Origin of the sequence: Halalkalibacter oceani (assembly GCF_023715605.1) — a bacterium.
Taxonomy (GTDB): Bacteria; Bacillota; Bacilli; order Bacillales; family Bacillaceae_D; genus Halalkalibacter; species Halalkalibacter oceani.
Genome location: NZ_JAMBOL010000023.1, coordinates 23,999 through 50,141, shown reverse-complemented (window position 1 = coordinate 50,141; position 26,143 = coordinate 23,999). Strand labels below are relative to the sequence as shown.

Annotated in this window: 36 protein-coding genes and 2 pseudogenes; 6 read left to right on the top strand and 32 right to left on the bottom strand. The window is 36.6% G+C overall.

What is annotated here, in order from left to right:
* Nucleotides 1-421: 421 nt before the first annotated feature.
* The 20 genes from M3202_RS17770 to M3202_RS17675 form a co-directional block, all read right to left on the bottom strand.
* A complete protein-coding gene (locus M3202_RS17770; RefSeq protein WP_251224599.1) occupies nucleotides 422-1,198 on the bottom strand; it encodes a sulfite exporter TauE/SafE family protein in 777 nt (258 codons plus the stop codon).
* A 59-nt stretch (nucleotides 1,199-1,257) separates the two neighbouring features.
* A complete protein-coding gene (locus M3202_RS17765) occupies nucleotides 1,258-1,485 on the bottom strand; it encodes a sulfurtransferase TusA family protein (RefSeq protein ID WP_251224597.1) in 228 nt (75 codons plus the stop codon).
* Nucleotides 1,486-1,528: 43 nt separating this feature from the next.
* Nucleotides 1,529-2,656: an MBL fold metallo-hydrolase gene (locus tag M3202_RS17760; RefSeq protein WP_251224596.1), complete on the bottom strand. Its 1,128-nt coding sequence runs from the start codon at nucleotides 2,654-2,656 to the stop codon at nucleotides 1,529-1,531.
* A gap of 43 nt (nucleotides 2,657-2,699) precedes the next feature.
* Entirely contained in the window at nucleotides 2,700-3,095 is a 396-nt protein-coding gene (locus M3202_RS17755) for a DsrE/DsrF/DrsH-like family protein (protein ID WP_251224595.1), read from the bottom strand.
* A gap of 17 nt (nucleotides 3,096-3,112) precedes the next feature.
* Nucleotides 3,113-3,346 (bottom strand): glutaredoxin family protein, encoded by a 234-nt coding sequence (locus tag M3202_RS17750; RefSeq protein WP_251224594.1) that lies wholly within the window; start codon nucleotides 3,344-3,346, stop codon nucleotides 3,113-3,115.
* 11 nt (nucleotides 3,347-3,357) lie between these two features.
* The gene (locus tag M3202_RS17745; protein ID WP_251224593.1) at nucleotides 3,358-3,933 is read right to left on the bottom strand and encodes a sulfurtransferase TusA family protein; all 576 of its coding nucleotides are present in this window, start codon (nucleotides 3,931-3,933) and stop codon (nucleotides 3,358-3,360) included.
* Between the two features lie 55 nt (nucleotides 3,934-3,988).
* Entirely contained in the window at nucleotides 3,989-4,273 is a 285-nt protein-coding gene (locus tag M3202_RS17740; protein ID WP_251224592.1) for a rhodanese-like domain-containing protein, read from the bottom strand.
* 19 nt (nucleotides 4,274-4,292) lie between these two features.
* A complete protein-coding gene (locus tag M3202_RS17735; RefSeq protein WP_081733997.1) occupies nucleotides 4,293-4,592 on the bottom strand; it encodes a rhodanese-like domain-containing protein in 300 nt (99 codons plus the stop codon).
* Between the two features lie 81 nt (nucleotides 4,593-4,673).
* A complete protein-coding gene (locus tag M3202_RS17730) occupies nucleotides 4,674-5,153 on the bottom strand; it encodes a DsrE/DsrF/DrsH-like family protein (protein WP_035661027.1) in 480 nt (159 codons plus the stop codon).
* 72 nt (nucleotides 5,154-5,225) lie between these two features.
* Nucleotides 5,226-5,453, bottom strand: a complete 228-nt coding sequence (locus tag M3202_RS17725; RefSeq protein WP_251194746.1) for a sulfurtransferase TusA family protein — start codon at nucleotides 5,451-5,453, stop codon at nucleotides 5,226-5,228.
* Nucleotides 5,454-5,613: 160 nt separating this feature from the next.
* Nucleotides 5,614-5,874: a metal-sensitive transcriptional regulator gene (locus M3202_RS17720; RefSeq protein ID WP_251224590.1), complete on the bottom strand. Its 261-nt coding sequence runs from the start codon at nucleotides 5,872-5,874 to the stop codon at nucleotides 5,614-5,616.
* An 89-nt stretch (nucleotides 5,875-5,963) separates the two neighbouring features.
* Nucleotides 5,964-6,353 (bottom strand): rhodanese-like domain-containing protein, encoded by a 390-nt coding sequence (locus M3202_RS17715; RefSeq protein ID WP_235714761.1) that lies wholly within the window; start codon nucleotides 6,351-6,353, stop codon nucleotides 5,964-5,966.
* 159 nt (nucleotides 6,354-6,512) lie between these two features.
* On the bottom strand, nucleotides 6,513-6,896 hold the full coding sequence (locus tag M3202_RS17710; protein ID WP_035661023.1) for a DUF302 domain-containing protein: 384 nt from the start codon (nucleotides 6,894-6,896) through the stop codon (nucleotides 6,513-6,515).
* A gap of 98 nt (nucleotides 6,897-6,994) precedes the next feature.
* Nucleotides 6,995-7,552, bottom strand: a complete 558-nt coding sequence (locus tag M3202_RS17705; protein WP_251224589.1) for a carbonic anhydrase — start codon at nucleotides 7,550-7,552, stop codon at nucleotides 6,995-6,997.
* A gap of 9 nt (nucleotides 7,553-7,561) precedes the next feature.
* Nucleotides 7,562-9,223, bottom strand: a complete 1,662-nt coding sequence (locus tag M3202_RS17700; protein WP_251224588.1) for a SulP family inorganic anion transporter — start codon at nucleotides 9,221-9,223, stop codon at nucleotides 7,562-7,564.
* A gap of 64 nt (nucleotides 9,224-9,287) precedes the next feature.
* Complete coding sequence (locus M3202_RS17695; protein ID WP_035661018.1) at nucleotides 9,288-9,515, bottom strand: sulfurtransferase TusA family protein; 228 nt, start codon at nucleotides 9,513-9,515, stop codon at nucleotides 9,288-9,290.
* Between the two features lie 14 nt (nucleotides 9,516-9,529).
* Nucleotides 9,530-10,666 carry an MBL fold metallo-hydrolase gene (locus M3202_RS17690; RefSeq protein ID WP_251224587.1) on the bottom strand — a complete coding sequence of 379 codons (1,137 nt, stop codon included), beginning with the start codon at nucleotides 10,664-10,666 and terminating at the stop codon, nucleotides 9,530-9,532.
* Nucleotides 10,667-10,689: 23 nt separating this feature from the next.
* Nucleotides 10,690-11,079 carry a DsrE/DsrF/DrsH-like family protein gene (locus tag M3202_RS17685; protein ID WP_035661016.1) on the bottom strand — a complete coding sequence of 130 codons (390 nt, stop codon included), beginning with the start codon at nucleotides 11,077-11,079 and terminating at the stop codon, nucleotides 10,690-10,692.
* A gap of 17 nt (nucleotides 11,080-11,096) precedes the next feature.
* Nucleotides 11,097-11,669: a sulfurtransferase TusA family protein gene (locus tag M3202_RS17680; protein ID WP_251224586.1), complete on the bottom strand. Its 573-nt coding sequence runs from the start codon at nucleotides 11,667-11,669 to the stop codon at nucleotides 11,097-11,099.
* A gap of 23 nt (nucleotides 11,670-11,692) precedes the next feature.
* A complete protein-coding gene (locus tag M3202_RS17675; protein WP_251224585.1) occupies nucleotides 11,693-12,013 on the bottom strand; it encodes a rhodanese-like domain-containing protein in 321 nt (106 codons plus the stop codon).
* A 193-nt stretch (nucleotides 12,014-12,206) separates the two neighbouring features.
* Between M3202_RS17675 and M3202_RS17670 the strand changes: the two genes are divergently transcribed.
* Nucleotides 12,207-12,599, top strand: a complete 393-nt coding sequence (locus tag M3202_RS17670) for a YgaP family membrane protein (RefSeq protein WP_035661013.1) — start codon at nucleotides 12,207-12,209, stop codon at nucleotides 12,597-12,599.
* Nucleotides 12,600-12,653: 54 nt separating this feature from the next.
* Here M3202_RS17670 and M3202_RS17665 read toward each other — a convergent pair whose 3' ends face one another.
* The 10 genes from M3202_RS17665 to M3202_RS17620 all read right to left on the bottom strand — a co-directional run bounded on the left by M3202_RS17665 (nucleotide 12,654) and on the right by M3202_RS17620 (nucleotide 21,862).
* Entirely contained in the window at nucleotides 12,654-13,307 is a 654-nt protein-coding gene (locus M3202_RS17665; protein ID WP_251224584.1) for a thioredoxin family protein, read from the bottom strand.
* Nucleotides 13,308-13,312: 5 nt separating this feature from the next.
* Nucleotides 13,313-14,884, bottom strand: coding sequence for a bifunctional metallophosphatase/5'-nucleotidase (locus M3202_RS17660; protein WP_251224583.1), 1,572 nt, complete (start codon nucleotides 14,882-14,884; stop codon nucleotides 13,313-13,315).
* Nucleotides 14,885-14,907: 23 nt separating this feature from the next.
* Nucleotides 14,908-16,008, bottom strand: a complete 1,101-nt coding sequence (locus M3202_RS17655; protein ID WP_251224582.1) for a sensor histidine kinase — start codon at nucleotides 16,006-16,008, stop codon at nucleotides 14,908-14,910.
* A complete protein-coding gene (locus M3202_RS17650; protein WP_173401240.1) occupies nucleotides 15,998-16,687 on the bottom strand; it encodes a response regulator transcription factor in 690 nt (229 codons plus the stop codon). Before M3202_RS17650 ends, M3202_RS17655 begins: the two co-directional genes overlap by 11 nt.
* A 21-nt stretch (nucleotides 16,688-16,708) precedes the next feature.
* Entirely contained in the window at nucleotides 16,709-17,269 is a 561-nt protein-coding gene (locus tag M3202_RS17645) for a peroxiredoxin family protein (RefSeq protein WP_251224581.1), read from the bottom strand.
* Between the two features lie 18 nt (nucleotides 17,270-17,287).
* On the bottom strand, nucleotides 17,288-18,004 hold the full coding sequence (locus M3202_RS17640) for a cytochrome c biogenesis CcdA family protein (protein WP_251224580.1): 717 nt from the start codon (nucleotides 18,002-18,004) through the stop codon (nucleotides 17,288-17,290).
* Complete coding sequence (locus M3202_RS17635) at nucleotides 17,988-18,650, bottom strand: hypothetical protein (RefSeq protein ID WP_251224579.1); 663 nt, start codon at nucleotides 18,648-18,650, stop codon at nucleotides 17,988-17,990. The genes M3202_RS17640 and M3202_RS17635 overlap by 17 nt, the downstream gene beginning before the upstream one ends.
* Before the next feature lie 391 nt (nucleotides 18,651-19,041).
* On the bottom strand, nucleotides 19,042-19,929 hold the full coding sequence (locus M3202_RS17630) for a hypothetical protein (protein WP_251224578.1): 888 nt from the start codon (nucleotides 19,927-19,929) through the stop codon (nucleotides 19,042-19,044).
* A gap of 310 nt (nucleotides 19,930-20,239) precedes the next feature.
* Entirely contained in the window at nucleotides 20,240-20,761 is a 522-nt protein-coding gene (locus tag M3202_RS17625) for a hypothetical protein (RefSeq protein WP_251224577.1), read from the bottom strand.
* 48 nt (nucleotides 20,762-20,809) lie between these two features.
* Nucleotides 20,810-21,862: a hypothetical protein gene (locus M3202_RS17620; protein ID WP_251224576.1), complete on the bottom strand. Its 1,053-nt coding sequence runs from the start codon at nucleotides 21,860-21,862 to the stop codon at nucleotides 20,810-20,812.
* A 1,006-nt stretch (nucleotides 21,863-22,868) separates the two neighbouring features.
* Here M3202_RS17620 and M3202_RS17615 point away from each other — a divergent pair.
* Genes M3202_RS17615 through M3202_RS17595 form a run of 5 tightly spaced genes read left to right on the top strand, consistent with a single transcriptional unit; the run spans nucleotide 22,869 to nucleotide 25,185 of the window.
* Nucleotides 22,869-23,135, top strand: coding sequence for a spore gernimation protein GerQ (locus M3202_RS17615; RefSeq protein WP_251224575.1), 267 nt, complete (start codon nucleotides 22,869-22,871; stop codon nucleotides 23,133-23,135).
* Nucleotides 23,132-23,500: a spore coat protein gene (locus M3202_RS17610; protein WP_251224574.1), complete on the top strand. Its 369-nt coding sequence runs from the start codon at nucleotides 23,132-23,134 to the stop codon at nucleotides 23,498-23,500. The genes M3202_RS17615 and M3202_RS17610 overlap by 4 nt, the downstream gene beginning before the upstream one ends.
* Before the next feature lie 18 nt (nucleotides 23,501-23,518).
* Entirely contained in the window at nucleotides 23,519-24,655 is a 1,137-nt protein-coding gene (locus M3202_RS17605) for a zinc-dependent alcohol dehydrogenase (protein ID WP_251224573.1), read from the top strand.
* Nucleotides 24,656-24,672: 17 nt separating this feature from the next.
* The gene (locus M3202_RS17600) at nucleotides 24,673-24,867 is read left to right on the top strand and encodes a hypothetical protein (RefSeq protein WP_251224572.1); all 195 of its coding nucleotides are present in this window, start codon (nucleotides 24,673-24,675) and stop codon (nucleotides 24,865-24,867) included.
* 18 nt (nucleotides 24,868-24,885) lie between these two features.
* Nucleotides 24,886-25,185: a spore coat protein gene (locus M3202_RS17595; protein WP_251224571.1), complete on the top strand. Its 300-nt coding sequence runs from the start codon at nucleotides 24,886-24,888 to the stop codon at nucleotides 25,183-25,185.
* Nucleotides 25,186-25,313: 128 nt separating this feature from the next.
* Here M3202_RS17595 and M3202_RS17590 read toward each other — a convergent pair.
* Nucleotides 25,314-25,550: pseudogene (locus tag M3202_RS17590) on the bottom strand (L-dopachrome tautomerase-related protein); the annotation flags it as partial.
* Nucleotides 25,551-25,697: 147 nt separating this feature from the next.
* Nucleotides 25,698-26,108, bottom strand: a pseudogene (locus tag M3202_RS17585) (DUF4238 domain-containing protein); the annotation flags it as partial.
* Nucleotides 26,109-26,143 lie beyond the last annotated feature (35 nt).

Genomic DNA, 26,143 nt, shown 5'->3' with positions numbered 1-26,143 from the left:
ATGTCTTTTTCCTTTCCCCAGAATTATAAATGTCGAAATGTTTCGAATTATATACGGACATTATAATCGACTAATTCTGGACAGGCAATACCGTCAACTTTCGGTAATTTAAGGGTGTCAAAAACACCTTATCTTTTTGAGCAACTAAAAATTGAAACCCATCCTGCTCCATAATTTCATCATTTTCTAAAGCTGACTCTTCCAGAGCCAGGCGAAGTTGTGGTCCTCCTCAACCAATACCCATGGTTAATCGGATGAAGGGTTCGACTCCTTGTTTGATTGTATCTTGTACTTCATTTAAAATCTGTTCGATTGCTATGGGAGTTATTTTAACCATTTTAATCCCTCCTGACTTATTTGAAATTTCAAAACAAATATCCAGTAAAAAAGTTTATATAATCGTTTACATTGTGTATTACTTTTATAAGATATCAATCCAAATCTTAACTGCCGTTGCTGCTATTAATACAGCTAATATTACTTGCAAAATTTTTGTATTCATCTTCTTTCCTGCCATCGCACCCAGTGGAGATGCAATAAGACTGGCCACAATCATAATAAAAGCTGGAAAATAATCAATTTGCCCAGTAGTAATCTTCCCGACCGTTGCTCCAATCGATGAGATGAAGGTGATAGCTAACGAGGAAGCAATGGTCATGCGTGTTGGAATCTTTAAAACAACAAGCATAATAGGGACCAATAAGAACGCCCCAGCAGCACCTACAATTCCTGCTCCAACCCCTACGATTAATGCAAAGCTAGCCGCTAACCATTTATTAAATGTCACTTGATCAAGTGGAATATCATCAATTCCCTTTTTAGGAATAAACATCATGACTGCGGCAATTAACGCTAAAATTCCGTAAATAAGATTAATTCCGCCTTCTGACATCAGTTTTGATCCATAACCACCAACAAAGCTACCAATTAGAATAGCCGATCCCATATAAATAATTAAAGTCTTATTTAAGTATCCGCCTTTCCGATAGGCCCATACCCCACCTATTGTAGCAAAAAACACTTGGATTGCACTTATTCCTGCAACTTCATGGGCACTAAAAGCTGCCAATCCGAATAATGGTGGGATAAAAAGAAGCATGGGATATTTAATAATTGATCCGCCAATCCCTAACATTCCTGAAATATACGAACCTATGAAACCAATTAAAAAGATTGTAATAATAAAAGCAAAATCCATCATAACCTACCTCCTTTTAAAGGAAAAGGGAACCAACCCGGCTCCCTTTTCTTTTATATTTAGCCTTTTTTAATCCAGAACTTTAATACGTCATCTTCTTCCGTATCTGATAGTAACTCATGACCACCAGACTTCGCCCATGCTGCTAGGTCATTTTTTGCTCCTTTATCTGTTGCGTGAATTTCTAGCACTTGCCCTGATTCAAGTTCTGTCATAGCTTTCTTTGTTCTTACAATTGGCATTGGACATGCTAATCCTTTTGCGTCTAATACTTTATCTGAATTCATTTATAAAACCTCCAGTTATTAATTTCTATTTTTTTATCGTTTATTATCTTACTGCACAACGGTTTGGACCAATTTCCATTTCACGTTGTTTTTCTTCATCTGGAGTAATTTTCCCCATATTTGTTTCACGAATTTCTTGATACGCGTTTGGTTGTGGTGGTAGGTTCTCTGTCACCATTGATCTAAACTCATTTTCATCTTCAATATTTAGTCCATGATTTTGAGCGAATAGTGTACCTAACTTCTCGGCCACACTTCCATCTTCATTTAATTCTTCAATGATCATAAAGTGAGCTGGTAAAACAATTAACTCTTCTGATAGTTCTCTATAACGCTTATAAAGTGACTCACGTAAATCTCCTACCCAATCTTCAGCGAGTCCTGCTAAGTCAGGTCTTCCAATGGAATCAATGAAGAGAATGTCTCCGGATAATAGGTATTTTTCATCGATAACAAATGAAGTCGATCCGATTGTATGACCAGGTGAGTATAGCGCATGAATGTTGATCGTTGAGTTCCCGATCACTACGTCATTCCCACCTTCAAGTGCCTCATATTCAAACACCACTTCTCCTGCATCCTTTGGAGGTAACCAGTACGTTGCACCAGTTGTTTCGGCAATTTTTCTTCCTCCAGAAATGTGATCAGCATGTAAATGAGTATCAAATACGTGTGTGATTTTTGCATTGATTTCCTTAGCAAAGTTCACATACACATCTGCCATACGTGTTGCATCGATAATCGCAGCTTCCCCATTTGAAACAACCATATAAGATAGACAGCCTTTACCTAGACGGACAAATTGATATAGCTCACCACCGTTTTTTAGGTCCCCTACTTTAACTGGCTCTAAATATTCACTCCAAGTCTTCATTCCGCCTTCAAGATAAGAAACATCTAGCCCTTCATCAGACAACATCTCTGCTACCATCATTGAAGAACCTTCTTTTGCACAAACGACTAAGACTTCTTTATCTGCTGGAATTTTATCCATGATTTCTTCTACACCATCTAATAGTTCAAAATAAGGAATATTAAAGTAATCAAAGTTTTCTCCTTCAATTTTCCAATCAGCGAAATCCCCTTCATTACGAACATCTAGAATAAATAGCTCTTTCTTTTCGATTACTTTTCTTGCTATTTCTTTTGAATTCATTGCTTTTACTGTCATCGTTTATACCCCCAATAGTATATTTTTCTTCAAAAAAATTTAATTAAAAGGTTAACGTTACATCGGCATCCTTGGCGAATTCTAAGAATGTAACGGCTCCACCCACTTCAATTCCATCAACAAATGCATCTTTTTCTAGCTCCATAACATCCATTGTCATTTGACAGCCAATTAGTTTAACCCCCATTTCCTGAGCCATTTCCACAAGTTCAGGAATGGCTGGAACATTTGCTTTCTTAAAACCCTTTTGGTAATGCTCTTTCCCCTCTGGCATTGGTAATTGACCGTATGCTTCTTTATGAATTAGGTTTAGACCTTCAAAGGTAAAGAATATAGCTACCTCTTGGTCTGTTGCAGCTGCAGCTGTTGCTACATTGAAAACTTTGTAGGCATCAAATAACCCACCATTGCTTGCGATAATCGCTAATTTTCTACTCATCTTCTTTCAACCTCCTATTATTTTCTCAATGCTGACATAATGCTATTTGGATCATAACCAACAACCCACTGGCCGTTCACTTCCGTTTGTGGAACCCCTAATTGACCTGTTTTTTCTACAAGTTGCTGCATAATGGCAGGATTTGTTTCTACATTCACTTCCTTATAGGAAATGTTTTGATCTGATAAAAAGTTTTTTAACATCACACAATAACGACAGTGATTAGATGTATAAACTGTAATCTGATTCATGTTGCCCCCTCCTATTTATTAAGACTATCTGTTGGGTTACCCCATTCACTCATGCCAGGTACGACATTAATAACTGTTTTAAATCCAGCTTCTGCTAACTTTTGTGCGGCTAAATCACTACGGCTTCCAGTACGACACACAACATAAATATCTGCATCCTCGCTTAGTTCATTAAAACGATTCTCAAGTTCACCAAGCGGAATAGATTTTGCACCAGGAATATGATTGAAGGCATATTCAGCTGATTCGCGTACATCTAACACTAGAATCCCTTCATTGTTAGCTAATTTCGCTTGAAGTTCCTCGTTGTTTACAACATGTGGGTGTTTCTTCTCTTCTTTTTCTTCCCCAGTCGCCTTACGCAGATAATGTTTTAACACTTCACCCTCTTCAAGCGTTCCTAAATATTGATGTCCAGTGCTCTGTGCCCACGCCTTAATATCAGCAGTTGATCCTTTATCTGTTGCTTGAATTTCTAATACTTTTCCTGGTTCGAGCTCATTCATCGCTTTTTTTGTACGAACGATTGGCATTGGACATGCTAATCCTTTTGCATCTACTAGTTGATCATATTTAATCATTTCCATTAATAATCCTCCTCAGAATGAATACCTATATAGGTATAATTTATTTCAAAAAAATTTACTGAACGTTACCTTCCCAGTTCATCATGCCTCCAACCATATTGGTAGCATGAAACCCTTGACTTGACAGAAACTCAGTGGCTCTTCCACTTCTAGCACCAGAGCGACAAACGATAATATATTCTTTCGTTTTGTCTAGTTCATGTAGACGAAATTCTAGTAATCCAAGCGGGATGTTTACACTTCCAGGAATATACCCTGCTGCTACCTCATCCGTTTCACGAACATCAATAATATTGGGGTTAACGAGACGTTCTATTTCTTTTGGTGTGATTTCTTTCATAGCTGATCTCCTCCTAACGTTAGTTCCAAGCGCTCATTCCGCCTTTTACATTTGTGATTTTTTGAAAACCCATTTTTCTCAAAAGTTTTGTTGCCTTATTGCTGCGCATTCCACTCTGGCAAATAACAACAACCTCTTTCTCTTTTGATAACTGACTTCCTTTTTGAGAAAGTTCATGGAGTGGAATGTTTTTGAACGTATTAATCTTGTTTCTAGAAAACTCACCTGGTGTTCTCACATCAATAAATTGAACATCTTTCCTCTTTAACTCTTTTTTAAGGTCACTCGTTGAAATTTGTTTTACACCTTTAACAGGCATGAACTTATTAATTAAAAAGAATGCTACTATAAGACCGAATAAAATATTTATGACTAAATCCAATTTAAGTACCCCCTTGGGTTAAATAAATAAGTTCACATTTCCTTCTTCTGCATCAGCTAAATATGCGGCTACACCAGCATATTCTAAACCATCAATCAACTCTTCTTTTTGTAGTCCTAATAGATCCATTGTCATTGTACAAGCAACTAACTTTACGCCTTGTTCTTGTGCCATTTCGACTAAATCAGGTAATGGCATAGCATTGTGTTTTTTCATAACATGCTTAATCATTTTCGGTCCCATTCCTGCGAAGTTCATATTGGAAAGCCCCATATTGTCAGCGCCTCGTGGCATCATTTTCGCAAACATCTTTTCTAGGAATCCTTTTTTCACTGGTACATGCTGATCTTTTCTGAAGGCGTTTAGTCCCCAAAATGTTGAGAAGATCGTTACTTCATGATCATAGGCTGCAGCACCGTTTGCGATAATAAAAGCAGCCATCGCTTTGTCATAATCCCCACTGAATAAAATGATTGTTGTTTTTTTCTTTGCTGTCATGTTGTCCACTCCTTTGTTTTTGCTTAACTCATACCAGTACAGGTATATAAACTTTCAAAAAAAATAGGTTGGTTAGCCTTTTTTAATCCAGAACTTCAATACACTATCTTCTTCAGTATCTGATAGTAACTCATGCCCACCAGATTTTGCCCAAGCCGATAAGTCATTTTTGGCTCCTTTATCGGTCGCATGAATCTCTAAAACCTGACCTGATTCCATCTCATTTATTGCCTTCTTCGTTTTTACAATTGGCATCGGACAAGCTAGTCCTTTTGCATCAAGAACTTTATCTGCCTTCATTTAGATAGCCTCCCTTTTCATTTTAATACATATACCTCTATAGGTATTATAAAAGAATAAAAAAATTTGTCAATAACTTTTTAATCTGTTTCGCAAAGCTCATTTAAACCTATAGGGGTATTGTAATTGATATCACTCACCCCTGTCAATCATCTTTTTATTATCTGCTTTTTACTAATAAGTTCACAGCTTGTTGAATAAGCGCTTCTGTGTCTTCGCCTTTTACAATTTGCTCACGGACACACTGCTCTAAGTTAGAGCTTACGACTAAACCAATCGTTCGGTCCAACGCATTTCTTGCGGCTGACATCTGAACGACAAGATCCTTACAGTCCTTACCCTCTTCCATCATTCTAAGAATCGCTCTGACTTGTCCTTCTACACGTTTTACTCTGTTTTTCATTTTGTCATTGTACTCCATGGATTTCCCTCCTTTTTCTACAGTTAAACCTAGTTGGTTGTTTATTTGTTAATACGATTAAGAATATCGTCATATAAGCACCTATGAAGTTATTTTGTAACCTCGCCTTCCCACTTAAGCATTCCGCCTTTTACACTGACTAAATCTTGATACCCAAGATCCTTTAATGCATTTGCAGCTTGAAGACTTCTGTTTCCACTGCGGCAGATGATGACGATTGTTTGATCTTTAGGAATAAGTTCGGTTTGATCACCTAGTGTACTTAAAGGAATATTCATCATACCATCTATATGCCCTTCATTAAATTCATGAGACTCACGAACGTCTACAAAGAAAACATCTTCATGTGGCTCATTCATTAAATTGGCTAATTGTTCCGTGTTCATTTCATCTATCCCTGCATTAAGCGATAATTTATATCCAAAAAAGCCAATTAATATGGTTATAGGGATTATGATATGCCAATATTTTTTTATCAATGATCTGCCCTCCTCGTTGTTTATACTCATATAATATACCCTTATAGGTATATAGTCAAGCCTAATTTTTAAATGGAAATTATTATTTAACAAGCAATAAAGAAGTCTCTTAATGAAAAGTCATGACCTTTCACAAGAGACTTAAATTGGTTGTTTCCCTTAAATACTTTTATCTATAGCGGACATCAATCTTTTTTCAATGTCTAAGGCAATCTCATTCAATTCCTCATCATTTACATTTTGAATTAAAGCAGATGGCTTCGGCATTCCAATTTTTGTTTTTCCTTGGTCTGTATAAACAACTATTTTACAAGGGAGAAAGTAACCAACCATTTTATTTTTGTCTAATACTCTTTTCGCTTCATGTGGATTACACACTTCCAAAACTTTATAAGGTTCATTGAATTCTAACCCTTTCTCTTGGAGCTTTGCTTGAATGTCAAACTCCCATAAGACACCAAACTTTTCTTCCATAAGAGTTGCTTTCAACTTTTCAATTGTTTCTTCCATCGTGTTCGATGTTTCAATTGTGTAATCAAACATGTTATCTCTCCTTTTAGGTCTTTTTCATACCACACAGGGTATACAGTAAGGTATGTCGGTCTTGTTGTCAAACATTAAACTCATTTTTTTATATAACTTTATAAAGGATAAACCCTTTCAAGCTCTCCGGACTCTACGTGAAACAAGCAACCAATCATTTGTACACCTTGCCCATATTTTTTATAGATCGGATGCTGTTGTAGATGTTTAACTTGTGATAATACATTTTCTCTAGTTAACTCATCCATCGAAACATCTTTTAACAAGTTGTGATCCGGTAAACTTTTTCTAACCTTGCCAATCCAACCTCGGAGTTCTTCTTCATTATTGCCCGACCAAGCTGCTTTGACTCCCCCACAATCAGTATGGCCTTTGATCACAATTACTTTTACATTTAAATGTCTTAAAGCATAGTAAAGACTTGCTGAAAAACTCTCATCCTCAATAGAAATTTGGTTAGCAATATTTCGATGAACAAACATATGCCCTAAAGGCATTTGTGTGACGACAGAAGGGCTTACTCGTGAATCGCTACAGGACAGCACAAAAAATTCTGGAGCTTGCCCCTTCTTTAATTCATCAAAGAAAGTTGGATCATATTCTTTCATCTTTCTTATAAATTCTTCATTTCGTTTACGTAACTCTAAATTCCGCATAGCTTTCACCTATTTTCCGATTGCTTTTAAAGCTTGGTTAATGGATAAATAGTTAAGATTATCGCCATATTTCTTATCCCAATCTGCCTTCTTCATTAAATCCATCACAGGGCCTTTAATCCCTGCAAATAAAAACTCAATTCCACCTTTACCACACGACTCCATTACTTCTTCTAAAGAATGAATGGCAACAGCGTCAATTGAATTGACACCTGAAAAATCAAGGATAATCCATTTCGTTTCTGGTTTTTCGCCAACTCGCTCACATAGTTTATCCTCTAAAAAGGTCATATTGGCAAAATACAGTGAAGCATCCGTTCTAAAAATTATCACCTCAGGATCCACTTTCGCCTCAGGATAACGGTTAATGTTTCTAAAAACATGATCTTCTGTTAAATATCCTAACTCGGCAACATGAGGATAGGCACTTCTAGCAATAAACACGAGCAAGGAAAAGGCAATCCCAATCAAAATCCCTACTTTAATTCCGAGCACAAGTGTCGCTATAAATGTAACCACCCAAGTCCAACCGTCCGCTTTTCGTATCCTAAATAATCGTTTTGCTTCCTTTACATCAATGAGTTTATAGACAGCAACCATAATGATGGCTGCTAAAACTGCATTAGGAAGGTAATAAAATAACCCAGTGAAAAAAAGCAAAGTGAGGATAATTAATGCGGCTGTAATCAGTGAAGCTAATGGTGTGCGAGCACCTGCTTGATAATTAACAGCTGACCTCGAAAAACCACCTGTAACTGGATAAGCCGAAAAAAATGATCCAGCTACGTTTGCTAAACCAATGCCGACTAACTCTTGATTCGGTACAATTTTATATTTTTCTTTTGCCGCAATTGCTTTTGAGACTGAGATAGCCTCCATAAAGGCAATAAATGAGATCGTTAAAGCAATTGGCAGTAGTGAGACGGCTGAGCTAAGTGAAAGAACTGGCAGACTAAAAGCTGGAAGTCCTCTTGGTACTTCTCCCACAATCTTCACGCCTAATTCATCTAGCCTTAAAAATAACACAACTAAAATGCTTAGTGTTACAACTACAAGAGGGGCTGGGATTTTTGGAAGACGTTTCAATCCAATTAAAAAGAAAATACTAATCAACCCAATTGCCAACGTAACGATATTTATCTCCACTACTCTTACGATTGCCTCCCAAACAATGGTGAAAACATTCTGGTCCGCAAGTATATTCACCCCAATTAGATGCTTTAATTGGCTGAGTCCAATGGTAATAGCGGCAGCTGATGTAAAACCACTTATAACCGCATTCGATAAAAAATTTACAAGGAATCCAAGCCGGAACAGTCCCATTAAAAATAATATAAGTCCGACCATTAACATAAGTAAAAGCGTTAATGAGATATATTCTGCTGTACCTGGTTCTGCTAAGACAGATACACCCGCTAAAACTAATAAAGAGTCCATGGCAACTGGTCCTACGGCCAATTGACGAGACGTTCCAAATAGTGCATAAACAATAATCGGAATAGTAGACGCGTATAGACCAATGACAGGCGGAAGTCCTGCTAACATCGCATAAGCCATTCCTTGAGGTATTAACATCACCGCTACAATTAAGCCGGCGGACATATCTCCTCTCAGATCTGTTCTCTGATAATTGGGGATCCACTCTAATGCAGGAATAAATTTTTTAAACACATCTATTGCCTCCTTTCTGTTGTTAACAAATGGTATGTAGAAGGGTGCAGAGCACCCTTCTTAATTAGGATTTCTTAATATAGAATGTAAAGACTCCATTCTCTTCTTTGTCACTTACTAATTCATGCCCTCCAGAATTTGCCCATGCTGTAAGGTCATTTTTTGCACCTTTATCTGTAGCTTGAACCTCTAACACTTCACCTGACTGTAATTCATCCATTGCCTTTTTTGTTCTCACAATTGGCATTGGACACGCTAGACCTTTTGCATCTAAAACTTTCGTCACTTCCATCTTTTCATTCCTCCTTAACGTACTGCACAGCGATTTGGCCCAATCTCCATCTCCCGTTGTTCCTCAAGATCAGGATTGATCTTGCCCATATTCATCTCTCGAATTTCCTGATATGCGTTCGGCTGTGGCGGTAAATTTTCTGAAACGGTTTTTCTAAATTCATTTTCATCATTGATGTTCAACCCATGATTTTCTTTATACAACTTACCTAATTCTTCTGATACGCTCCCATCTTTTTTCATTTCATTAATTCCCATGTAATGGGCAGGTAGCACAATCAGATTATCTGCCAATTGTTTGTACCGGTCATAAAGGGTTTGTCTAAGATCTGATACCCAGTCTTCAGCTTTTCCGGCTAAATCAGGCCGGCCAATTGAATCGATAAATAAAATGTCTCCAGTTAAAAGATATTGATCATCAACAATAAAGGACGTACTCCCTATCGTATGTCCAGGCGAATAAATAGCTTTGATTAACACTTTCCCAACCCTGATCTCATTTCCATCCTCAAGCTTCGTATATGAATACGTTACCTCTTCAGCATCCTTTGGTGGTAAGTGATATTCAGCACCTACCTTTTCAGCTAAAGTTCGTCCGCCTGAGATATGATCAGCATGAAGATGCGTATCTAACAGGTGAGTTAGCTTTAAGTTATGTTCGCTAATAAATTGTTCATAAGGTTCAATCATACGTGCTGCATCAATGATAGCTACTTCTCCATTTGATTCAACTAAATAGGATAAACACCCTTTACCAATTCGAACAAATTGATAAATAGTACCTCCACCTGTTAAATCACCTATTTTAATGGGCTCTAGATGTTCACTCCAAGCTTTCATTCCGCCTTCAATAGAATAAACATTGTTGTACCCCGCATCTGCAATTTGTTCAGCGACAAATTCAGAGGAACCTCCCTTTGCACAAATAACATAGATCGGCTGATCTTTAGGCAGTTGATCCATAATCGGATCAAGACTGTCAATTAAATCAAAGTAAGGCTTGTTAATAATATGGACGTTTTCCCCTTCAATTTTCCAATCGTCAAAATCACCTGTGTTTCTTACGTCTAAAATAAAAATGTGATCGCCATTAAGAATCTTTTTTGTTAACTCTTTAACATTGATTCCTTTAATCGCCGTTGTTGTTGTCATAGTTCCCCTCCTATAGTTCTGTATTAAAATGTCAGGGTCACGTCAGCATCTTTTGCATATGTCAAAAATGTAACGGCACCACCAACATCAATTCCCTCAATAAAATGTTCCTTCTCTAAACTCATGACATCCATTGTCATTTGACAAGCAATCATTTTTACACCCATTTCTGTTGCCATCGAAACAAGTTCATCAACTGGTGGGACGTTGTTCTTCTTAAAACCTTCTTGGAAATGTTCTGTTCCTGCAGGCATTGGAAGGCTTTTATGTGCCTCTTTATGAATTAAATTTAATCCTTCAAAAGTGAAAAATATTTCAACTTCAGCATCTGTAGCAGCAGCTGCTGTTGCGATATTAAAAACTTTGTAAGCATCAAACATTCCACCATTTGCAGCGATAATTGCAATTTTCAAGACACTCTCTCCCTTTTTTAATGAAGTTTATTTATTGGGCCCGTCCATTCTTTCATTCCAGGTACCACATTTTTCACACGATTAAATCCCTTTTCAGCAAGCTTTTGTGCTGCGAAATCACTTCTGCTACCCGTGCGACACACGACATGAATCTCATCACTTTTATCTAATTCTTCAAAACGTTCTTCAAGCTCTCCTAACGGAATATGAACAGCTCCCGGAATATGACCAAAAGCATATTCTGCAGATTCTCTTACATCTAAAATGGTGACTTTTTCGTTACCCTCTATTTTCTTTGATAATTCATCCAGCGTAACAACATGAGGATGATTGGTTTCGTTTTTTTCTTCTTCTGAGCTTGCTTTTCGAAGGTAGTGCTTTAGAGTATCTCCCTCTTCAATGGTTCCCAGATATTGATTACCTGTACTATCTGCCCATGCTTTTATATCAGCCGTTGAACCTTTATCAGTCGCTTGTATTTCCATGACTTGACCAGGTTCAAGCGTATTCATTTCCTTTTTTGTTTTAACAATTGGCATCGGACATGCTAGACCTTTTGCATCTAATGTTTTATTTACTGTTACTTCCAATTTCTTCACCTCCCTAATATCTTTTATTTTCGTTCTAATTCACCTTTCCAATGCAACATTCCACCTGCCATATTCTTCACCTTATACCCTTTGCTTTTCAAGAATTCAGCAGCTCTCCCACTTCTGGCACTGGATCGACAAACTAAGATATGTTCTTTGCTTTTATCTATTTCACTAAGTCGATCCTCAAGCTCTCCAAGTGGGATATGGTGGATACCAGGAATGGCTCCTTCCGCTATTTCATCATGCTCACGAACATCAATGATGCTGTCTCGCTTGCCTTCATTTATGCGTTGTGACACTTCGGTTGGTGTAATTTCTTCCATTTGTGTTTTTGTTGACATATTGTATATTTCCCCCTCAATATGCAGATAAAAAAAGAGTGGTACATAGTTATCATTTCAAAAAAATAAATTTTTACTTCTTCAAAATTAAAAAGACTTTGCTAATTTCAGTTAGCCAACCCAAAAATCAAATTCGCCCTTTACTCCTATTCTGCGAAAAGTTTTATCAATTAATTGAAAGAGGTGAACTCACATGGGATTCCTTCCCCCAACTTCAAAAAGAGTTCAGTTTAACACTTCAGAAAGGATTAACGAAAAATTTGCATTAGAAACACAACTTAATATTGAAAGATATCGATATGAGGACCAAAAAGAAATAATGAGGAGAATCGAAGCACTTGATCAAGAGTGGGATACGGAACGAGTTTTAGAAGCTTCAGCATCATCTTTCATTCTCCTTGGAACCATTTTAGGTCTCACGAGTCACAAAAGGTGGCATTTACTTTCAGGAGTAGTTGGTTATTTTTTACTCCAACACTCTTTACAAGGTTGGTGTCCTCCATTACCTCTAATAAGGGAGCTGGGTATTAGGACCGCTAATGAGATTAATGAGGAACGCAATGCTTTACAAACTCTTTTACACTAAATAATTATGGCAAAAAAGACCTCAAACACAATGTTTAAGGTCTTTTAAGATGAATTAAATACTATTATGGGTTTTATAATCTTTTAAAATCAATTCAACTTTTTCAATACCAAATGAGTGTAACGTTTGTTGTAGACACCTTTTCATCTTGTAAGCATTACGTTCTGAAATTGTTTTTTCTTCATGGATAATATAAACTCGTGCTAAATCTTCTTCAAACTCAACTAATTCTAAAGTAGCACTATCTGGAAACGGGTTAATTAATGGTTGTAAATCAGCTTCTAATAGCAAATTGATTGCTGTGATACGAGGCGTTTTCACCGGTGTTGGATTAGTAAAATCTATGTCTACCGCTTCAAGTGCGTCACCATTGAGTAAATAGATAGTGTAAGATTCTACACTCTTCTCTCTTTTGGCTCCGCTTGGTAAGGTTGTATAGTTTTTTTTAGTTTTAATGAGTTGTATTACCTCGTCTGTTTCCATAAATCCCTCAACCCGATTAACTTCTTTTCCATTTTTATCTCGAAACAACGTAGTAGGATTATTACTAATCCGTGCCTCATTCGTTAACTCAGGTTCTAGATCAATAAACACAATCGAAAATGTTAGCTCAGGTAACAAGGTTGTAACCTCTTCCAGAACATGCCGCATCGTTCTACCTAAGGGGCAAGCTGACATTGTAAATAAAGTGATGTTAGTCACTTTCATCGGTTTCACTCCTCTATATTGCTATTCTCTAATGGAAAACACCCCTTTTGAAATTTCTGGGAATCTCGTATACGTAATGGTTTACTCCACCCTTCTTCATATACAGGTAATGCCGGATTACTATGCATCCAGTCGATCACCATCTCAATATCTGTTTGTTCCCATTTACACACGTGCTGTCCTTTTTTTAAAGATGAGTACTTGTGGCCACCTTCAAACATCAACTGGTTCAAAACAACTTTATAGAATTGATCAAGGGAGATTGGTTGATTATTCACTCTTACATTTAGAACTAAGTTTTTCAACTTAGAGGAATATTGATAAACAAAAGCAAGTCCTGTTACTTGAATAAGACCACCAACTCGTTCTTCTACGTCTGGATAAATTTGGTTTAAAATACTTTGTTCTAAAGCTGCTACAATATCTTTACCTTTTAATTGTACGGTATAAATAGACGAACGATGAGGAAGCAAGTTCGTTAATTGTTCGAATGTGATAGGCCCAGGAGGAATCGTTACCCCAAATCCTATTCCGGGTAATATTGAGATATCACTTGCTGTATTAATACGTAGTATATTGCCAAATAACGTTTCAGCCGGCGATTCTCGCTTATAATTACGGATCATAGGAGATGTAATACTTCCGACATCCTGTTCTAGTCGATCTTTGTACTCAAGCCGCATATCATTTATCATTCTTTGTATATTTATATTCGGTTGTAAGTTCTCAGGTATAATTGGGATTATACTTCCTTCTGCTCCTACTAATGAGCTACGATTAAATTGTAACTGTAGTACCCCAAGCCCAGTATAGTATGGTGTAGACTGGGCAATGATGACACCTTTTCTTATCTCCTTTGGAATAGGTTCATGAGAATGCCCTCCAACAATTACATCAATTCCTTCTATGTTTTCTGCAATCTCTCTATCTAAATTCGATCCTAAATGCGACAATATAATTACGCAGTTAACACCCTTACCTTTTAATTGATTAATGTCCGATTGTATTGTTTCTAAACTAAACGTGTATTTAGCACCATCTGTATTCTTTTTTGACGTTGTTTCGGTTGTTAAATGATAAGTCAGACCGTAGATACCTATTTTAAAACCATTGATCTCTTTTACCATATAAGGATAACCTAATAAAGGTGCTTCTGTTTCCTCTTCTAATAAATTAGCTGCTAACATAGGAAAGTTCGCTTCATATGCTCTTTGTTTTAAAACATCTATTCCATAATCTACATCATGGTTTCCTGGTGTCATTGCATCATACCCTAATTGGTTCATCAACTTAATATAAAAATGCCCTTTTGTTATATTCGCAATTTCACTATCACAGAAAACATCTCCTGCTTCAAGTAGAAGCACATGATCATTTTCTCTACGAATGCGATTAACTGCTTCAGCTAAATAGGCAAAACCACCTAACTTTTTATAAAGAGGAAATGAATGACATAGTCGCAATTGAGAAGAGATATCCAAACTAGATACCTCAATAGGCAATAAATGTCCATGACTATCATTTGTATGAAGTAATGTGAGTGTCCAATTGTCTTTTTTTTGCTCCTTATAACTCATTGACAGCCTCCTAAAAAACAACTTTATCCAGAAAACGTTCTTTCATTTTCAATTGGTAACGTAAACCAAAATGTATGAACATTTTTACTCGTTTTTAGACCTACTTCTCCGTTATGACTTTTAATAATCTCTTTGACAATCGATAGTCCTAGCCCAGACCCTCCTAAATTACGATTCCGTGAAAGGTCAGCTCGATAAAAACGTTCAAAAGGTTGGTTCGGATCTTCAACTGGAATAGGTAGCCCTTCATTTTTCACTTGAACTTGGTAGCCTTTTTCACTCATAAAACCTTTAATCTCCATCCATCCCCCCTTATCATATTTGAGGACGTTTTCAATTAGATTTGTTAAGACCTGTTTCAATCCCTTTTTCTCAGCGTGTAACTGTTTATCTTCTACGCTAACCTTGATTTGGATCGATTGTTTCTGAAGTTCTAAGCGAAAAATTTCAACTTGGCTTTCAATGAGATGACGAATAGATAAGCACTCATAATTTACAGAGCTGCCATATTCATTTTTCCAAACATTAAGTTGTTGCAATTGTTCAACAAGACTTGTAAGCCTCTTCGACTCTTCGAAAAGAGAATCGTATAGCTCTTGATTTCCATTTATTACTCCCGATCTTAACGCCTCTAAATAGCCATTGATATTGGTTAAAGGAGTTCTTAACTCATGAGCAACATCTTGGGTCATTTTCTCACGAGATTCCTCTACTTTTTTTATTTTCCTTATCATCTCATTAAAGTGCCTTGATAATTGCCCGATTTCATCAGAATTTTTGTTATAAATAATCACTGGATCGTTCCCTTTTGCAATCTCTTTTGTCACCTCCGTTAATGTACTTAGTGGGTATAATAATGAACGAATGAAATAAAAATGAACGACCGCAGCAATGAAGATGGAGAGAATAACAGCGTAAACCAGGTAAGAATCCAATTGATTTGTAAAACCCAACCTTTGTTCAGCTGAAAGAGAATTTTCTTGTTCTATTAAATAGCAAGCAAAATCTTTTACAGATACACCAACAATCCAAATGACCAGTCCGACAACGATGCTATTTATCACCGTTAGCTTCAACATAAGGTTTATTTTTATCATTCTTTTTACGATTTGTTTAAAAGGCAACAAACTGATACCCCATGCCCCGAACTGTTTTAATACAATCTGGAGCGTCTACTTGCTCTAGTTTTTCCCTAAGATTTCGGATATGGACATCAATTGTCCGATTCGTAATATCTTTCTCAACATTTGGATAAAGTTCTTCGATCATCTGTTCTCTTGATAAGATTTGATTCGGGTGCTTCATGAACATGTATAGTAATTTGCTTTCATTATTTGTTAAAGAAAGTTTCGTTCCATTAAAATTCACTTCTCCCTTTAAAGGCTTCACTGTGATCCCTTGAAAACTAATTTTATTACAACGATTCTCTGTTCGACGCAGCACCGTTTCGACGCGAGCAACAAGTTCATTGGGACTAAATGGCTTTGTTATATAGTCATCCGCCCCCATTCTGAGACCATTAATCCGATCCTTTTCTTCCACCTTGGCTGTAACCATGATAATCGGACTATCACTTTTCTTCTCTGTCCTAATCCATTTACAAACCTCTTCTCCACTGACTTCAGGAAGCATTAAATCAATGATCGTAAAACACGGATCGTACCGCTCAAACATGTCTATGCCTTGTTTGCCGTCTCCCGCCTCCCACACATCATAACCTTCTTTTTCAAGATAGATCTTAATTAATTGTCTTATTTTATGATCATCTTCTACAATTAAAATAGATTTGCCCTTAGTGTTCACTCCGAACCTCCACATCTCGTATTAATTAATATTGTTTATCATTGTCTCCATCATTTCATAAGACATGGGCCCAATTACTTTATTTTGAACTAACCCCTCAGTATCAATGACATAAGTTGTTGGTATAGAGTAAGCTTGGTACATCGCTCCAATATCACCATCCACATCTAATACAACTGGAAATGTCAATTGAAATTCCTCATACACAAAAGGCCTTACCGCATCTTTATTTCGCTCTTGAGTTGTTAAATTAACTGCCAATATTGTAACTCCATCATTCTTATGCTTCTCATAGTAGTCTTGCATATGGGGCATTTCAGCTCGACATGGTGGGCACCAAGTTGCCCATAAGTTTAGGATTACTTTTTCCCCTCTAAAGTCTGATAACTTCAATGGCTCTCCTTCTAATGTTTCTAATTCAAAGTCCGGTGCCAAATTTCCTTGGTTTAATCCTACTTCAACATCTACTACAGTCGTTTCACTATTCGGTTCATTCCCACTTTGTCCACGTATATCCATTAAACCCCATCCTATTAGCCCAACTAAAAGGAGGATCACAATCAAATTCTTTTGTTTTTTCATCTTTTTATTTTCCTTTCCTTAACCAAAATAGGTGAAAGTTGCAAGCCAAGCACTAATTCTTTGAAATTGACCTGTAAATAGAAGCAAACCTAAACCGATTAAAATCCAACCATTAACTACACTCAATTTAGGTAAGATTGAATTAATATTCCTTACAACTTTCAATGAATAGGTCACAAGTATTGATACCATTAAAAATGGTATCCCCAATCCTAACGAGTACACTGACAATAAAATCACACCACTACTTACTGTTTCGTGCGAGGCTGCTAATAATAAAATAGAGGATAAAACAACACCTACACATGGACTCCATCCAAATGCAAAAGCCATTCCAATTAAAAAGGAAGGTCCTGCACCTGACCTTTTAGATTGCATATGTATTCTTTTTTCCCTCATAAGGAATTTGAGTTGTAAAAGGCCTACCATTTGAAGTCCAAAGATGATAATAAGGAGTCCGCTTATTTTTTCAACAATGTTTCTATTTTCCATAAACATTTGACCTATGAAACTTGCGGATACTCCTAAAAGGACGAAGATGATACTAAATCCTAAAATAAAGCTAATTGATCTAGTAAATACTAGTTTCTTATTTACATTGACCTTATCAGAGACTGTAGAACCTGTTAACGTAGCAATGTAAGCAGGAAGTAATGGAAATACACATGGTGATAAGAAAGAAAGCAGTCCTGCGGTAAAGGCTACTAAAATGGATAAATTATCGATTTTTCTCACCTCTTTTCCTTTTCTGCACGATTAGTATAAGTAGAGCTAACAGGATAAAGCCAATTTGGAGATTTGTGAACCCAAGAATAACTGGTTTTATATGAGTCAAATAACCTAAAAAGATTTGACCTAGACTATAAATTAATAGGCTGTTGGATAATCCTTTTCCAAGATCTACTTCTTTATTCTTCGACATGACAAATAGTAGCCACCCAGCTAAAACAATTTGACCAGAGTAGTAAATATAATTTGTATGGATTAAATAAATAAAATAAGTTGCGCTCCCTGCAAGCCAACCACTGAAAGTAAGATTCACATACGTTACTATTCCTATGCTCTGCTTAGTAGATTGAAAGTAAATATAAATGAAGCCCATTAGAATTCCTAACAACATTCCTTTTTGACCACCATCAAAATAAAGAATACCCAGTGGATAGGCAAAAGCATGAACCGGATTGAATAATACATAACTTAGTTTCCAAACAATAAAACTATAAAATAACGCATTAAATACCGTATCTAATAATGGTTTCTTGTCTAAATTTAATCGACTTAAACGAATGTTCATTGCTAGATAGGCTACTACTAGTGCAACCCCAATAAAGATCCATTTGCTAGGCAAACGTATCGAACCAATAATTAAAAACTCCTCCATAATTCTCCTCCTTTATTCTCAGTTATACTTTGTGAATATTAAGAAACGTTTAAGAAATAAATAAAACGAAAAAAGTGCATTTTTACATGCACTTCTCCATGACTCTATAACTAAATAAAGTACGATCCATAATTAACAATACCCCCTAAAAAATTGAGAGTACAGTACCCATAATACTAAAGATAATAAATATAGCTCCTACCAGGAACCAAAGATAAACAGCTGGTCATATTGGACGCGATATTTTAGCCTTTTTACCATCTGTTGTCCCTTTATTCATTCCACACTGGTTAGTTGAACAACTTTTTTTCTTCATTCTTCATATGATGCACCACTTCCTCTACTAAATAATACCCATATAGGTATAGTTTATACCTATATGGGTACATAATCAACTAAATTTTTTTAGTCGCTTCCGTCCACTTTTTATCACTTCACGTATGTTTCTATCAAAGTAACATGCTTTTAGGCATGACAATGGCTCTTCTTGTATGATCTCGACCCAATTCATACCCGGCATATCACAATTAAACGGGCAGAGATAGCACCGCGATCGCTTCTCCGGAAAATTGTTCTGACTCAAAAAGGTTATGCTTTCCTCTGTTGTTAGCCCCTGCTCCACTAGCGGGTATGCCATATAAATGTATTTGTATTGTGGACTTTGCCACATATTAATACGATTTAATTCATCATATGAAAAACCGATATCTTGTATAATGGCCACATTAGCCGGCATGCGTTGGTTATGCATTCGTCCATATTTTTTTAGGATTATTTTACGGATCGTTTGCTTCACAGGTACAATCTTGAAATCAATCGTACATTGTCTTGGAGTCATACCCGCGGGAATTTCTGTTCCATTCTCATTAAGCTTACTGAGGTAGAGGGGCATTTGAAATCGTTCGTAATCCGTTTCGAGATACCTCCATAACATCTCCTCTAAACCGGAATGCATGCTGCTGTGTCTTGTCACAATGAAAGGTGTATCAATTCTTTTCTCCATCAATCTGTTTTTCCACCAGTCAACTTGCTTCCGGATAAAATCAGGTTCGGCTCCTGTGTCACTAAAAATAATGAAATCATAGTGAATCTTTCCCTGGATGTGGTCCTCAAGAAGGTGCGCTGATTGCGTCCCTCCTCCGAAAGATAATACGTAATAAATATCATCTTTTCCATCTTCTATTAACTTATTTATGATCTCGTTTTTACTCTTGAAATATCCCTGGATATATTTTTTGTGTTGAGTATAATCATTAGGTAATAGTTCGAGCTGCTGCATCTACTATCTCTCCTTTTGTTTTTAAATTAGTCAAAATCTATAATTGAACCATAAGATCTGACTTGTTTCTTTTTTATTTGCTTTTTACATGTATCACATTGGAAAATTAGGATCCTTTCCTCCTCGTCCTCTAAACCATTTGTCGTATAGAAACTGGGAATCCACTGTCCCTTTCTAATTAGCGTTGAGCTCATATGTTTACAAAAAAGTCTCTTTATCATTTTCCTCATCCTTTCCTTTTTAATGAAAATCGAAAAGAGCCCTCTGATAATCAAAGGACTCTTTTTGTTAACATATAGTCAGGCTTGGCTTATAAGCCAAGTTTTTGTTTTTCTCTTTCGATAACTGGGTTTAATATAACAGTCATCATATCTTGCTTGACTCGTTCGTGGTACTTCTCAGACCTACATTCCACTTCTTTAGATGATGGAAAACTTACCCGCTCTACCGAAACTAAATACTCGAGATGAGCGCGGACAGCTTCTCTTAAAATAGATAAGCCCGCTCCATACGGCGCCTCTATTTTAATGCATAGATCTGGTACTGTGTAAGTTGCTAAATCATCAAAAGTATCGCCGTGGTGCTCGACGGTATAAAAATACCGGTAGGAGTTTCTTGTAATGGCTCGTGTCCTCCCTGTTGGAACTAAAATATCCCAAGGGTCATCTGTAACGTCAATTTCATATGAAACCTCGTAATCAGAGATTTCATTCAAGACAGATACAATCCGTTCTGCGTCTTTTTCCGCTTCTTCCAAAGATGAATAGTGTGCATCTAGTTCACCTTTGTACACGTCCTCTATTGTTTGCTTAAAAAAAATTGAACATTTCATTTCAAGCAACTCCTTTTCCTTTTTAATCTACTGAGTTTCTGATCCCTGTTACTCTACTTCTTCAGCCAGGCCTAAAACAGACTTATGTCTGTTAATATTGGGGCCTCTAAAAATATTATTAATCGTAACAGTACGTATACCGTATTTTGTTTCTACCTCTACTTTAGCACCAATCCTTAAATTATCAATTAGGGTATCAGGAACTACCCAAGTAAATAAGCGATTGTTGTCATCATGATGTGCCTCTATTAGCTGTACATTTAATATGTTATCGAGAATCGCTATTGCTTTCTCTCGATAACGTTCTTCAAATTCATCCAAACATTCCTCTAAACTGGCACCTCTGCGTACCATTTCAGAGACAATTACATTTGCTACTTTCCGATCAAGGTTTTGGAAAAAAGCGTTCCCGAATTTAATTTCTTCATCCGTTTCGGCTATTATTGAAATAATAACCTTTTTAAGTAAACTGTTGTGTTTTTCAGCCGCTGAGTACTCAATATCATTGTAATATTGCCAGTAATGTTCATCCATGATATCAGCGGCTTGGACCGATATAGGATTAACAATGTCCTGGCGATGCTCCTCAGGAAATTCCAGTTCCAAATTTCCCTTACTGTCTTCTTTTTCAGCCAATGTAATCACTTCGCCTGAAAAATCAATAGCATTCGTTTGATCGCTTTGACCTTCCATGATCAAAACTGAATTTGAAAGATATTTATAACTTTCTTTAAGTGAATAGTAAGCTGTGTTAGCAACATCAACGTTGCTATTCTCATGAGTAGTAAGGGGTTGTATATATCCCCTTTTTATCATAAATACTTCTCTTGGAGCTACCGGCTTTAAACCGCCCTCTCCTATTAGTAATTCTCCTATTATAGAAAACTGATTAAAAGAGGATTCGTGAAACACTTCTACGAACCCTTCAGACGATAATGCGGAATAACCAGTTGCATCAACAATATACAGCTCTGCGCTTTTTGGTATATGAGGAAGTTCCACGGCTTCTCGAATAATTAGCTGCCCTGGAGCAATTTGAGTGACCCAAACTGCTTTAGCGCTAATTAATCGTGATCTCGTATCAATGTAAATTGCTTTCATTTTTATTACTCCTTTTTTTAGCAGCCTGCCTTGTGGTCAGGTCTTATGCTCTTTTTGTTTTGAACGTTGATAAAAAGTCCTCTATAATCATGAGAACTTAGCTGGTGTAGACACATAGTGGTATTTGTTTTGGTTTTTGGTCTGAAGCTACCTGAATGTGCCTCCTTTCCTCGTTTTTTATATGAACGCAAAAAAAGCGCAACAAGAAAGGAGTTTCCCTTTTGTTGCGCTTTAAAAGCGTGATATATACTCTTACAGCTCAAAGAGCTATTATTGTTCTTTCTTTTCAGAATAATCTTATCATCTTCTCGCTGAATGACGATCAGAGAAGTACATAAGAGTAAAAAATTTGTAACTCGCCTCCTTCAGCTAATGGAAGGTACCGAGAAAAAAGTTCGAATGGTAAATTATTATTATATTAAATGTCACAGTTGAAATCAACTGGATATTGACTACTATTGGTTGCAACTCCTGAGAGCAATTCGTTTAAAAATTGTTTGAAACAGCCACAGACTAAAAATCTCGATGGAAATATTTAAAACACTCTCCTGTTAATTGAATCAATATTCTATTACGCAAAAAGAATCTTGACTGTGGTTATAGGAGCGAGGCATTACTTTATTTAGACTCATGATTTTCTTTTTATTATCCTTAATGGTATAGAAAATTTTACGATTAGAAAATCTACATTGATATTCATTGTAAATCCTTACAGTATTTCTATCGGCTGCAAGTATTTCTGGATATGTTAGGGCTTCATCAAAATTCAAATCCCTTATAAGGGGTAGCGTCAGGAAAATGCGGATTTACAACGTTAAGGAAATTTTCAATATTAAAAAGCCTAATTTCTCAATTGAGAAATTAGGCTTTCATTGCTTCATTAAAGCGCCCGATTCTTAAAGATGTAACCTGTTTCCAATTTTTTAAAAAAACATTAAAGAATGTTAACTCCTATTTTGGGAACAATACAATTGGTTGTATTAAAGAATAAGGAGGTTAATTAGAAATGGATAATCAAAAATTAGCCGATCATGAATCATTGGATTTACATGAGGCCATTAACTTTAAAACGCTTTGTATCGCCAAGTCTAAATTAATGCAAGGACTGGTCTTTGATGATGATTTGAGGAATTTAATGAAAAAAGATGTTGAACAATCAATACAAGATCTGACTGAATTGCAGTCCCTCTATGAACGAGCACCCTTTCAAGCTCCTGTTCCTCAAAATCGTCCAACACCCATCATTAAAGGAAAGGAAGGAAACATTCATTGAATAATGATTATTTGGACCCAATAAACTCGCTGCATATGCCTGAACTAGCAGACACAACCTTTGCCATGGACTTTCTTCTTCGTGCCAAAGAAGGCGTTCGTAACATAGCTGTAACATTGACCGAATCCGCATCACCTGATGTCCGTGCTGTATTAAAAAAACAATTGATGCAGGGCATCACAATGCACCAGGAAATTTCAGAATTAATGATTACTAAAAAATGGTTCCACCCATACGAATTAAGTGAACAGTATAAACTAGATCAACTCTCTGCCAATAATACATTGAAGATTGGCAAAATGAACCTATTCCCTGTTGAGACCAATAGAAAAGGTATGTTTGACCGGACACCTGATGATCACTAACACTGGAGGCTGTAACCAATGAAGGCAGTAACGTATCAAGGTATTAAAAATGTTGTAGTCAAAGAAGTGCCAGATCCAAAAATTGAAAAACCAGATGACATGATTATCAAAGTGACCAGTACTGCGATATGTGGTTCTGATTTGCATTTAATTCATGGCATGATTCCTAATCTGCAAGAAAACTATGTTATCGGTCATGAACCGATGGGAATTGTTGAAGAGGTTGGACCAAATGTTACGAAAGTAAAAAAAGGGGATCGTGTTATTATTCCTTTTAACATTGCCTGCGGGGAATGTATTTATTGTAAAAACCAACTGGAAAGTCAATGTGATAATTCTAATGATAATGGTGATATGGGTGCCTATTTTGGATATTCTGGAACAACTGGCGGTTACCCAGGCGGGCAAGCGGAATATTTAAGAGTGCCCTTTGCCAACTTTACTCATTTTAAAATTCCAGAAACTTGTGAAGAACCAGATGAAAAGTTAACAGTTATTGCCGATGCGATGACTACTGGTTTTTGGAGTGTTGACAATGCAGGGGTCAAGGATGGAGATACAGTTATTGTTCTTGGCTGTGGTCCAGTTGGTCTTTTTGCTCAAAAATTTTGTTGGTTAAAAGGGGCAAAACGAGTCATTGCCGTTGATTATGTCAATTATCGCCTGCAGCACGCCAAGCGCACCAACAAAGTAGAAATTGTTAACTTTGAGGACCATGAGAATGTAGGAACTTATCTTAAGGAAATCACCAAAGGCGGTGCTGATGTTGTCATTGACGCTGTTGGTATGGACGGTAAAATGACTGATATGGAGTTCCTTGCCAGTGGAATGAAACTTCAAGGCGGAGCATTAAGTGCGTTTATCATTGCTTCACAAGCAGTGCGCAAAAGTGGGACAATTCAAGTTACAGGCGTTTACGGCGGCAGATATAATGGTTTCCCTTTTGGAGATATTTTTCAGCGAAATATCAATATCCGCTCTGGGCAAGCACCTGTGATTCACTATATGCCATATATGTTTGAATTAGTTTCGACAGGAAAAATTGATCCAGGAGATGTTGTGAGTCATGTACTTCCACTTAGTGAAGCAAAGCGAGGCTATGAGATTTTTGACACCAAAATGGATGAATGTATAAAAGTCGTGTTGAAACCTTAAGGAAGGAGGTTTAAAAAATGAACTACGCCTTACATGAAGTTCTTGAGGTCCATGAGATGGCTGCATTTAAGACCACTTGTTTAACTAAATACAAAACGATGAAAGCGTTAGTTACAGATCCGCTATTAAAAGATATTATGCAGCAAGACATTGATGTATCTACGCGACAATTACAAGAATATGCTTCCATCCTTTCCAACGCTAAGCAGTAAATTAGGAGGTGAATGAACATGAATCCAATTATTGAAACTTTAACTGGCATGGACGCACTATCGGATCAAGTGGTTACAATGGATCTACTCATTTCAGCTAAAAGTGGAGTCAGAAATTATGCCATGGCCGTTACGGAGTCAGGAACACCGGAAATTAAAGAAATGCTCACTCGCCATTTAGTGGAAGCTCTTGATCTGCATGAACAAATATCCGCATATATGGTAGAAAAAGGATGGTACCATGCTTGGGATACAAACGAACAGATTAGTTTAGATTTAAATAATATCAATACAGCATTGAACTTACCCACCCTATAATAATAAAAAGGGAGCAGTTTAGGATTACCAACTTAAACTGCTCTAATAAATCCAAAAATATATACGATATCCCTCCTTTTGTGGCTTCAATTTATTTACGATTACAAATTTGAAGCTATTTATTATTTTCAATTGGTTGGCGCAGGAAATTCACCAATTTTCATACGAAGTAAACTATAAGGTTTTTGTCGCAGATCTTTTCCATAATTAAATCTTGCCTGCCGATGTAATTGGTTCACAATGACATATAAGTATTCATCCGGACCAATCGAAAAAGTATCCGGCCATAAAATTCTCGGATCATGTGCGATGGTTTCCATTGTGCCATTCGGTAATATACTTCGAATACTATTGTTCTCATAATCCAAATTCTCTATAAAGTGAGGAATCAGTCTATCCAAAACACCGGATTTAAGATGGTAATAAAATGCTATGTTTTCATCTAAATCATTACTAAATAATGAATTAAACTCACTCGGCATGATCGTCTTCATAAATTCAAAAAATTTAGCACCTAAAATTCTATAGGAAGGAGTTCGTATACTTTGGATAGCAATAAATGTGGCCAATTGCTTCTTATCCGTTTCATTAATTAAATCGTTTAGTTTTGCGGATAAAATATCCTCGGTAGACAGTATCTTATCATTTACATTTCTTAAACTATTACTTATCGCGTCTTCGAGGACAGAAAGATAGTTTTCTAGGTATTGCCTTTCTATGGTTTGGTTCCCCGCTTTTTTTTCACTCTCTACAAACTCTTCAGGAAAGTCATAATAGTACATTTGTTGTGCGACTTTGTCAATATGTAATTTTTCCAACGGTTTGTTCAGTTGTTTATCTATGTAGTTGATCTTCTCTCCCTCAGCAAAATTTCGCAAATAAAATCTTGGAACATAATGCTGTCTTTTTTTCAAATTACTCATTAACTCCAGTCCCTTCACTTACTAAACAGGCCTTA

What these genes read in the sequence shown, in the direction of transcription:
- M3202_RS17735 (WP_081733997.1), bottom strand. Translation starts at nt 4,592, where the DNA reads ATGCCTGTTAAAGGTGTAAAACAAATTTCAACGAGTGACCTTAAAAAA.
- M3202_RS17710 (WP_035661023.1), bottom strand. Translation starts at nt 6,896, where the DNA reads ATGTTTGATTACACAATTGAAACATCGAACACGATGGAAGAAACAATT.
- M3202_RS17625 (WP_251224577.1), bottom strand. Translation starts at nt 20,761, where the DNA reads ATGAAATGTTCAATTTTTTTTAAGCAAACAATAGAGGACGTGTACAAA.
- M3202_RS17660 (WP_251224583.1), bottom strand. Translation starts at nt 14,884, where the DNA reads ATGAGTTATAAGGAGCAAAAAAAAGACAATTGGACACTCACATTACTT.
- M3202_RS17760 (WP_251224596.1), bottom strand. Translation starts at nt 2,656, where the DNA reads ATGACAGTAAAAGCAATGAATTCAAAAGAAATAGCAAGAAAAGTAATC.
- M3202_RS17705 (WP_251224589.1), bottom strand. Translation starts at nt 7,552, where the DNA reads ATGCGGAATTTAGAGTTACGTAAACGAAATGAAGAATTTATAAGAAAG.
- M3202_RS17615 (WP_251224575.1), top strand. Translation starts at nt 22,869, where the DNA reads ATGGATAATCAAAAATTAGCCGATCATGAATCATTGGATTTACATGAG.
- M3202_RS17720 (WP_251224590.1), bottom strand. Translation starts at nt 5,874, where the DNA reads ATGGAGTACAATGACAAAATGAAAAACAGAGTAAAACGTGTAGAAGGA.
- M3202_RS17745 (WP_251224593.1), bottom strand. Translation starts at nt 3,933, where the DNA reads ATGGAAATGATTAAATATGATCAACTAGTAGATGCAAAAGGATTAGCA.
- M3202_RS17740 (WP_251224592.1), bottom strand. Translation starts at nt 4,273, where the DNA reads ATGAAAGAAATCACACCAAAAGAAATAGAACGTCTCGTTAACCCCAAT.
- M3202_RS17695 (WP_035661018.1), bottom strand. Translation starts at nt 9,515, where the DNA reads ATGGAAGTGACGAAAGTTTTAGATGCAAAAGGTCTAGCGTGTCCAATG.
- M3202_RS17670 (WP_035661013.1), top strand. Translation starts at nt 12,207, where the DNA reads ATGGGATTCCTTCCCCCAACTTCAAAAAGAGTTCAGTTTAACACTTCA.
- M3202_RS17605 (WP_251224573.1), top strand. Translation starts at nt 23,519, where the DNA reads ATGAAGGCAGTAACGTATCAAGGTATTAAAAATGTTGTAGTCAAAGAA.
- M3202_RS17635 (WP_251224579.1), bottom strand. Translation starts at nt 18,650, where the DNA reads ATGGAGGAGTTTTTAATTATTGGTTCGATACGTTTGCCTAGCAAATGG.
- M3202_RS17620 (WP_251224576.1), bottom strand. Translation starts at nt 21,862, where the DNA reads ATGAAAGCAATTTACATTGATACGAGATCACGATTAATTAGCGCTAAA.
- M3202_RS17755 (WP_251224595.1), bottom strand. Translation starts at nt 3,095, where the DNA reads ATGAGTAGAAAATTAGCGATTATCGCAAGCAATGGTGGGTTATTTGAT.
- M3202_RS17600 (WP_251224572.1), top strand. Translation starts at nt 24,673, where the DNA reads ATGAACTACGCCTTACATGAAGTTCTTGAGGTCCATGAGATGGCTGCA.
- M3202_RS17750 (WP_251224594.1), bottom strand. Translation starts at nt 3,346, where the DNA reads ATGAATCAGATTACAGTTTATACATCTAATCACTGTCGTTATTGTGTG.
- M3202_RS17730 (WP_035661027.1), bottom strand. Translation starts at nt 5,153, where the DNA reads ATGACAGCAAAGAAAAAAACAACAATCATTTTATTCAGTGGGGATTAT.
- M3202_RS17595 (WP_251224571.1), top strand. Translation starts at nt 24,886, where the DNA reads ATGAATCCAATTATTGAAACTTTAACTGGCATGGACGCACTATCGGAT.
- M3202_RS17690 (WP_251224587.1), bottom strand. Translation starts at nt 10,666, where the DNA reads ATGACAACAACAACGGCGATTAAAGGAATCAATGTTAAAGAGTTAACA.
- M3202_RS17770 (WP_251224599.1), bottom strand. Translation starts at nt 1,198, where the DNA reads ATGGATTTTGCTTTTATTATTACAATCTTTTTAATTGGTTTCATAGGT.
- M3202_RS17765 (WP_251224597.1), bottom strand. Translation starts at nt 1,485, where the DNA reads ATGAATTCAGATAAAGTATTAGACGCAAAAGGATTAGCATGTCCAATG.
- M3202_RS17645 (WP_251224581.1), bottom strand. Translation starts at nt 17,269, where the DNA reads ATGAAAAAACAAAAGAATTTGATTGTGATCCTCCTTTTAGTTGGGCTA.
- M3202_RS17675 (WP_251224585.1), bottom strand. Translation starts at nt 12,013, where the DNA reads ATGTCAACAAAAACACAAATGGAAGAAATTACACCAACCGAAGTGTCA.
- M3202_RS17665 (WP_251224584.1), bottom strand. Translation starts at nt 13,307, where the DNA reads ATGAAAGTGACTAACATCACTTTATTTACAATGTCAGCTTGCCCCTTA.
- M3202_RS17725 (WP_251194746.1), bottom strand. Translation starts at nt 5,453, where the DNA reads ATGAAGGCAGATAAAGTTCTTGATGCAAAAGGACTAGCTTGTCCGATG.
- M3202_RS17630 (WP_251224578.1), bottom strand. Translation starts at nt 19,929, where the DNA reads ATGCAGCAGCTCGAACTATTACCTAATGATTATACTCAACACAAAAAA.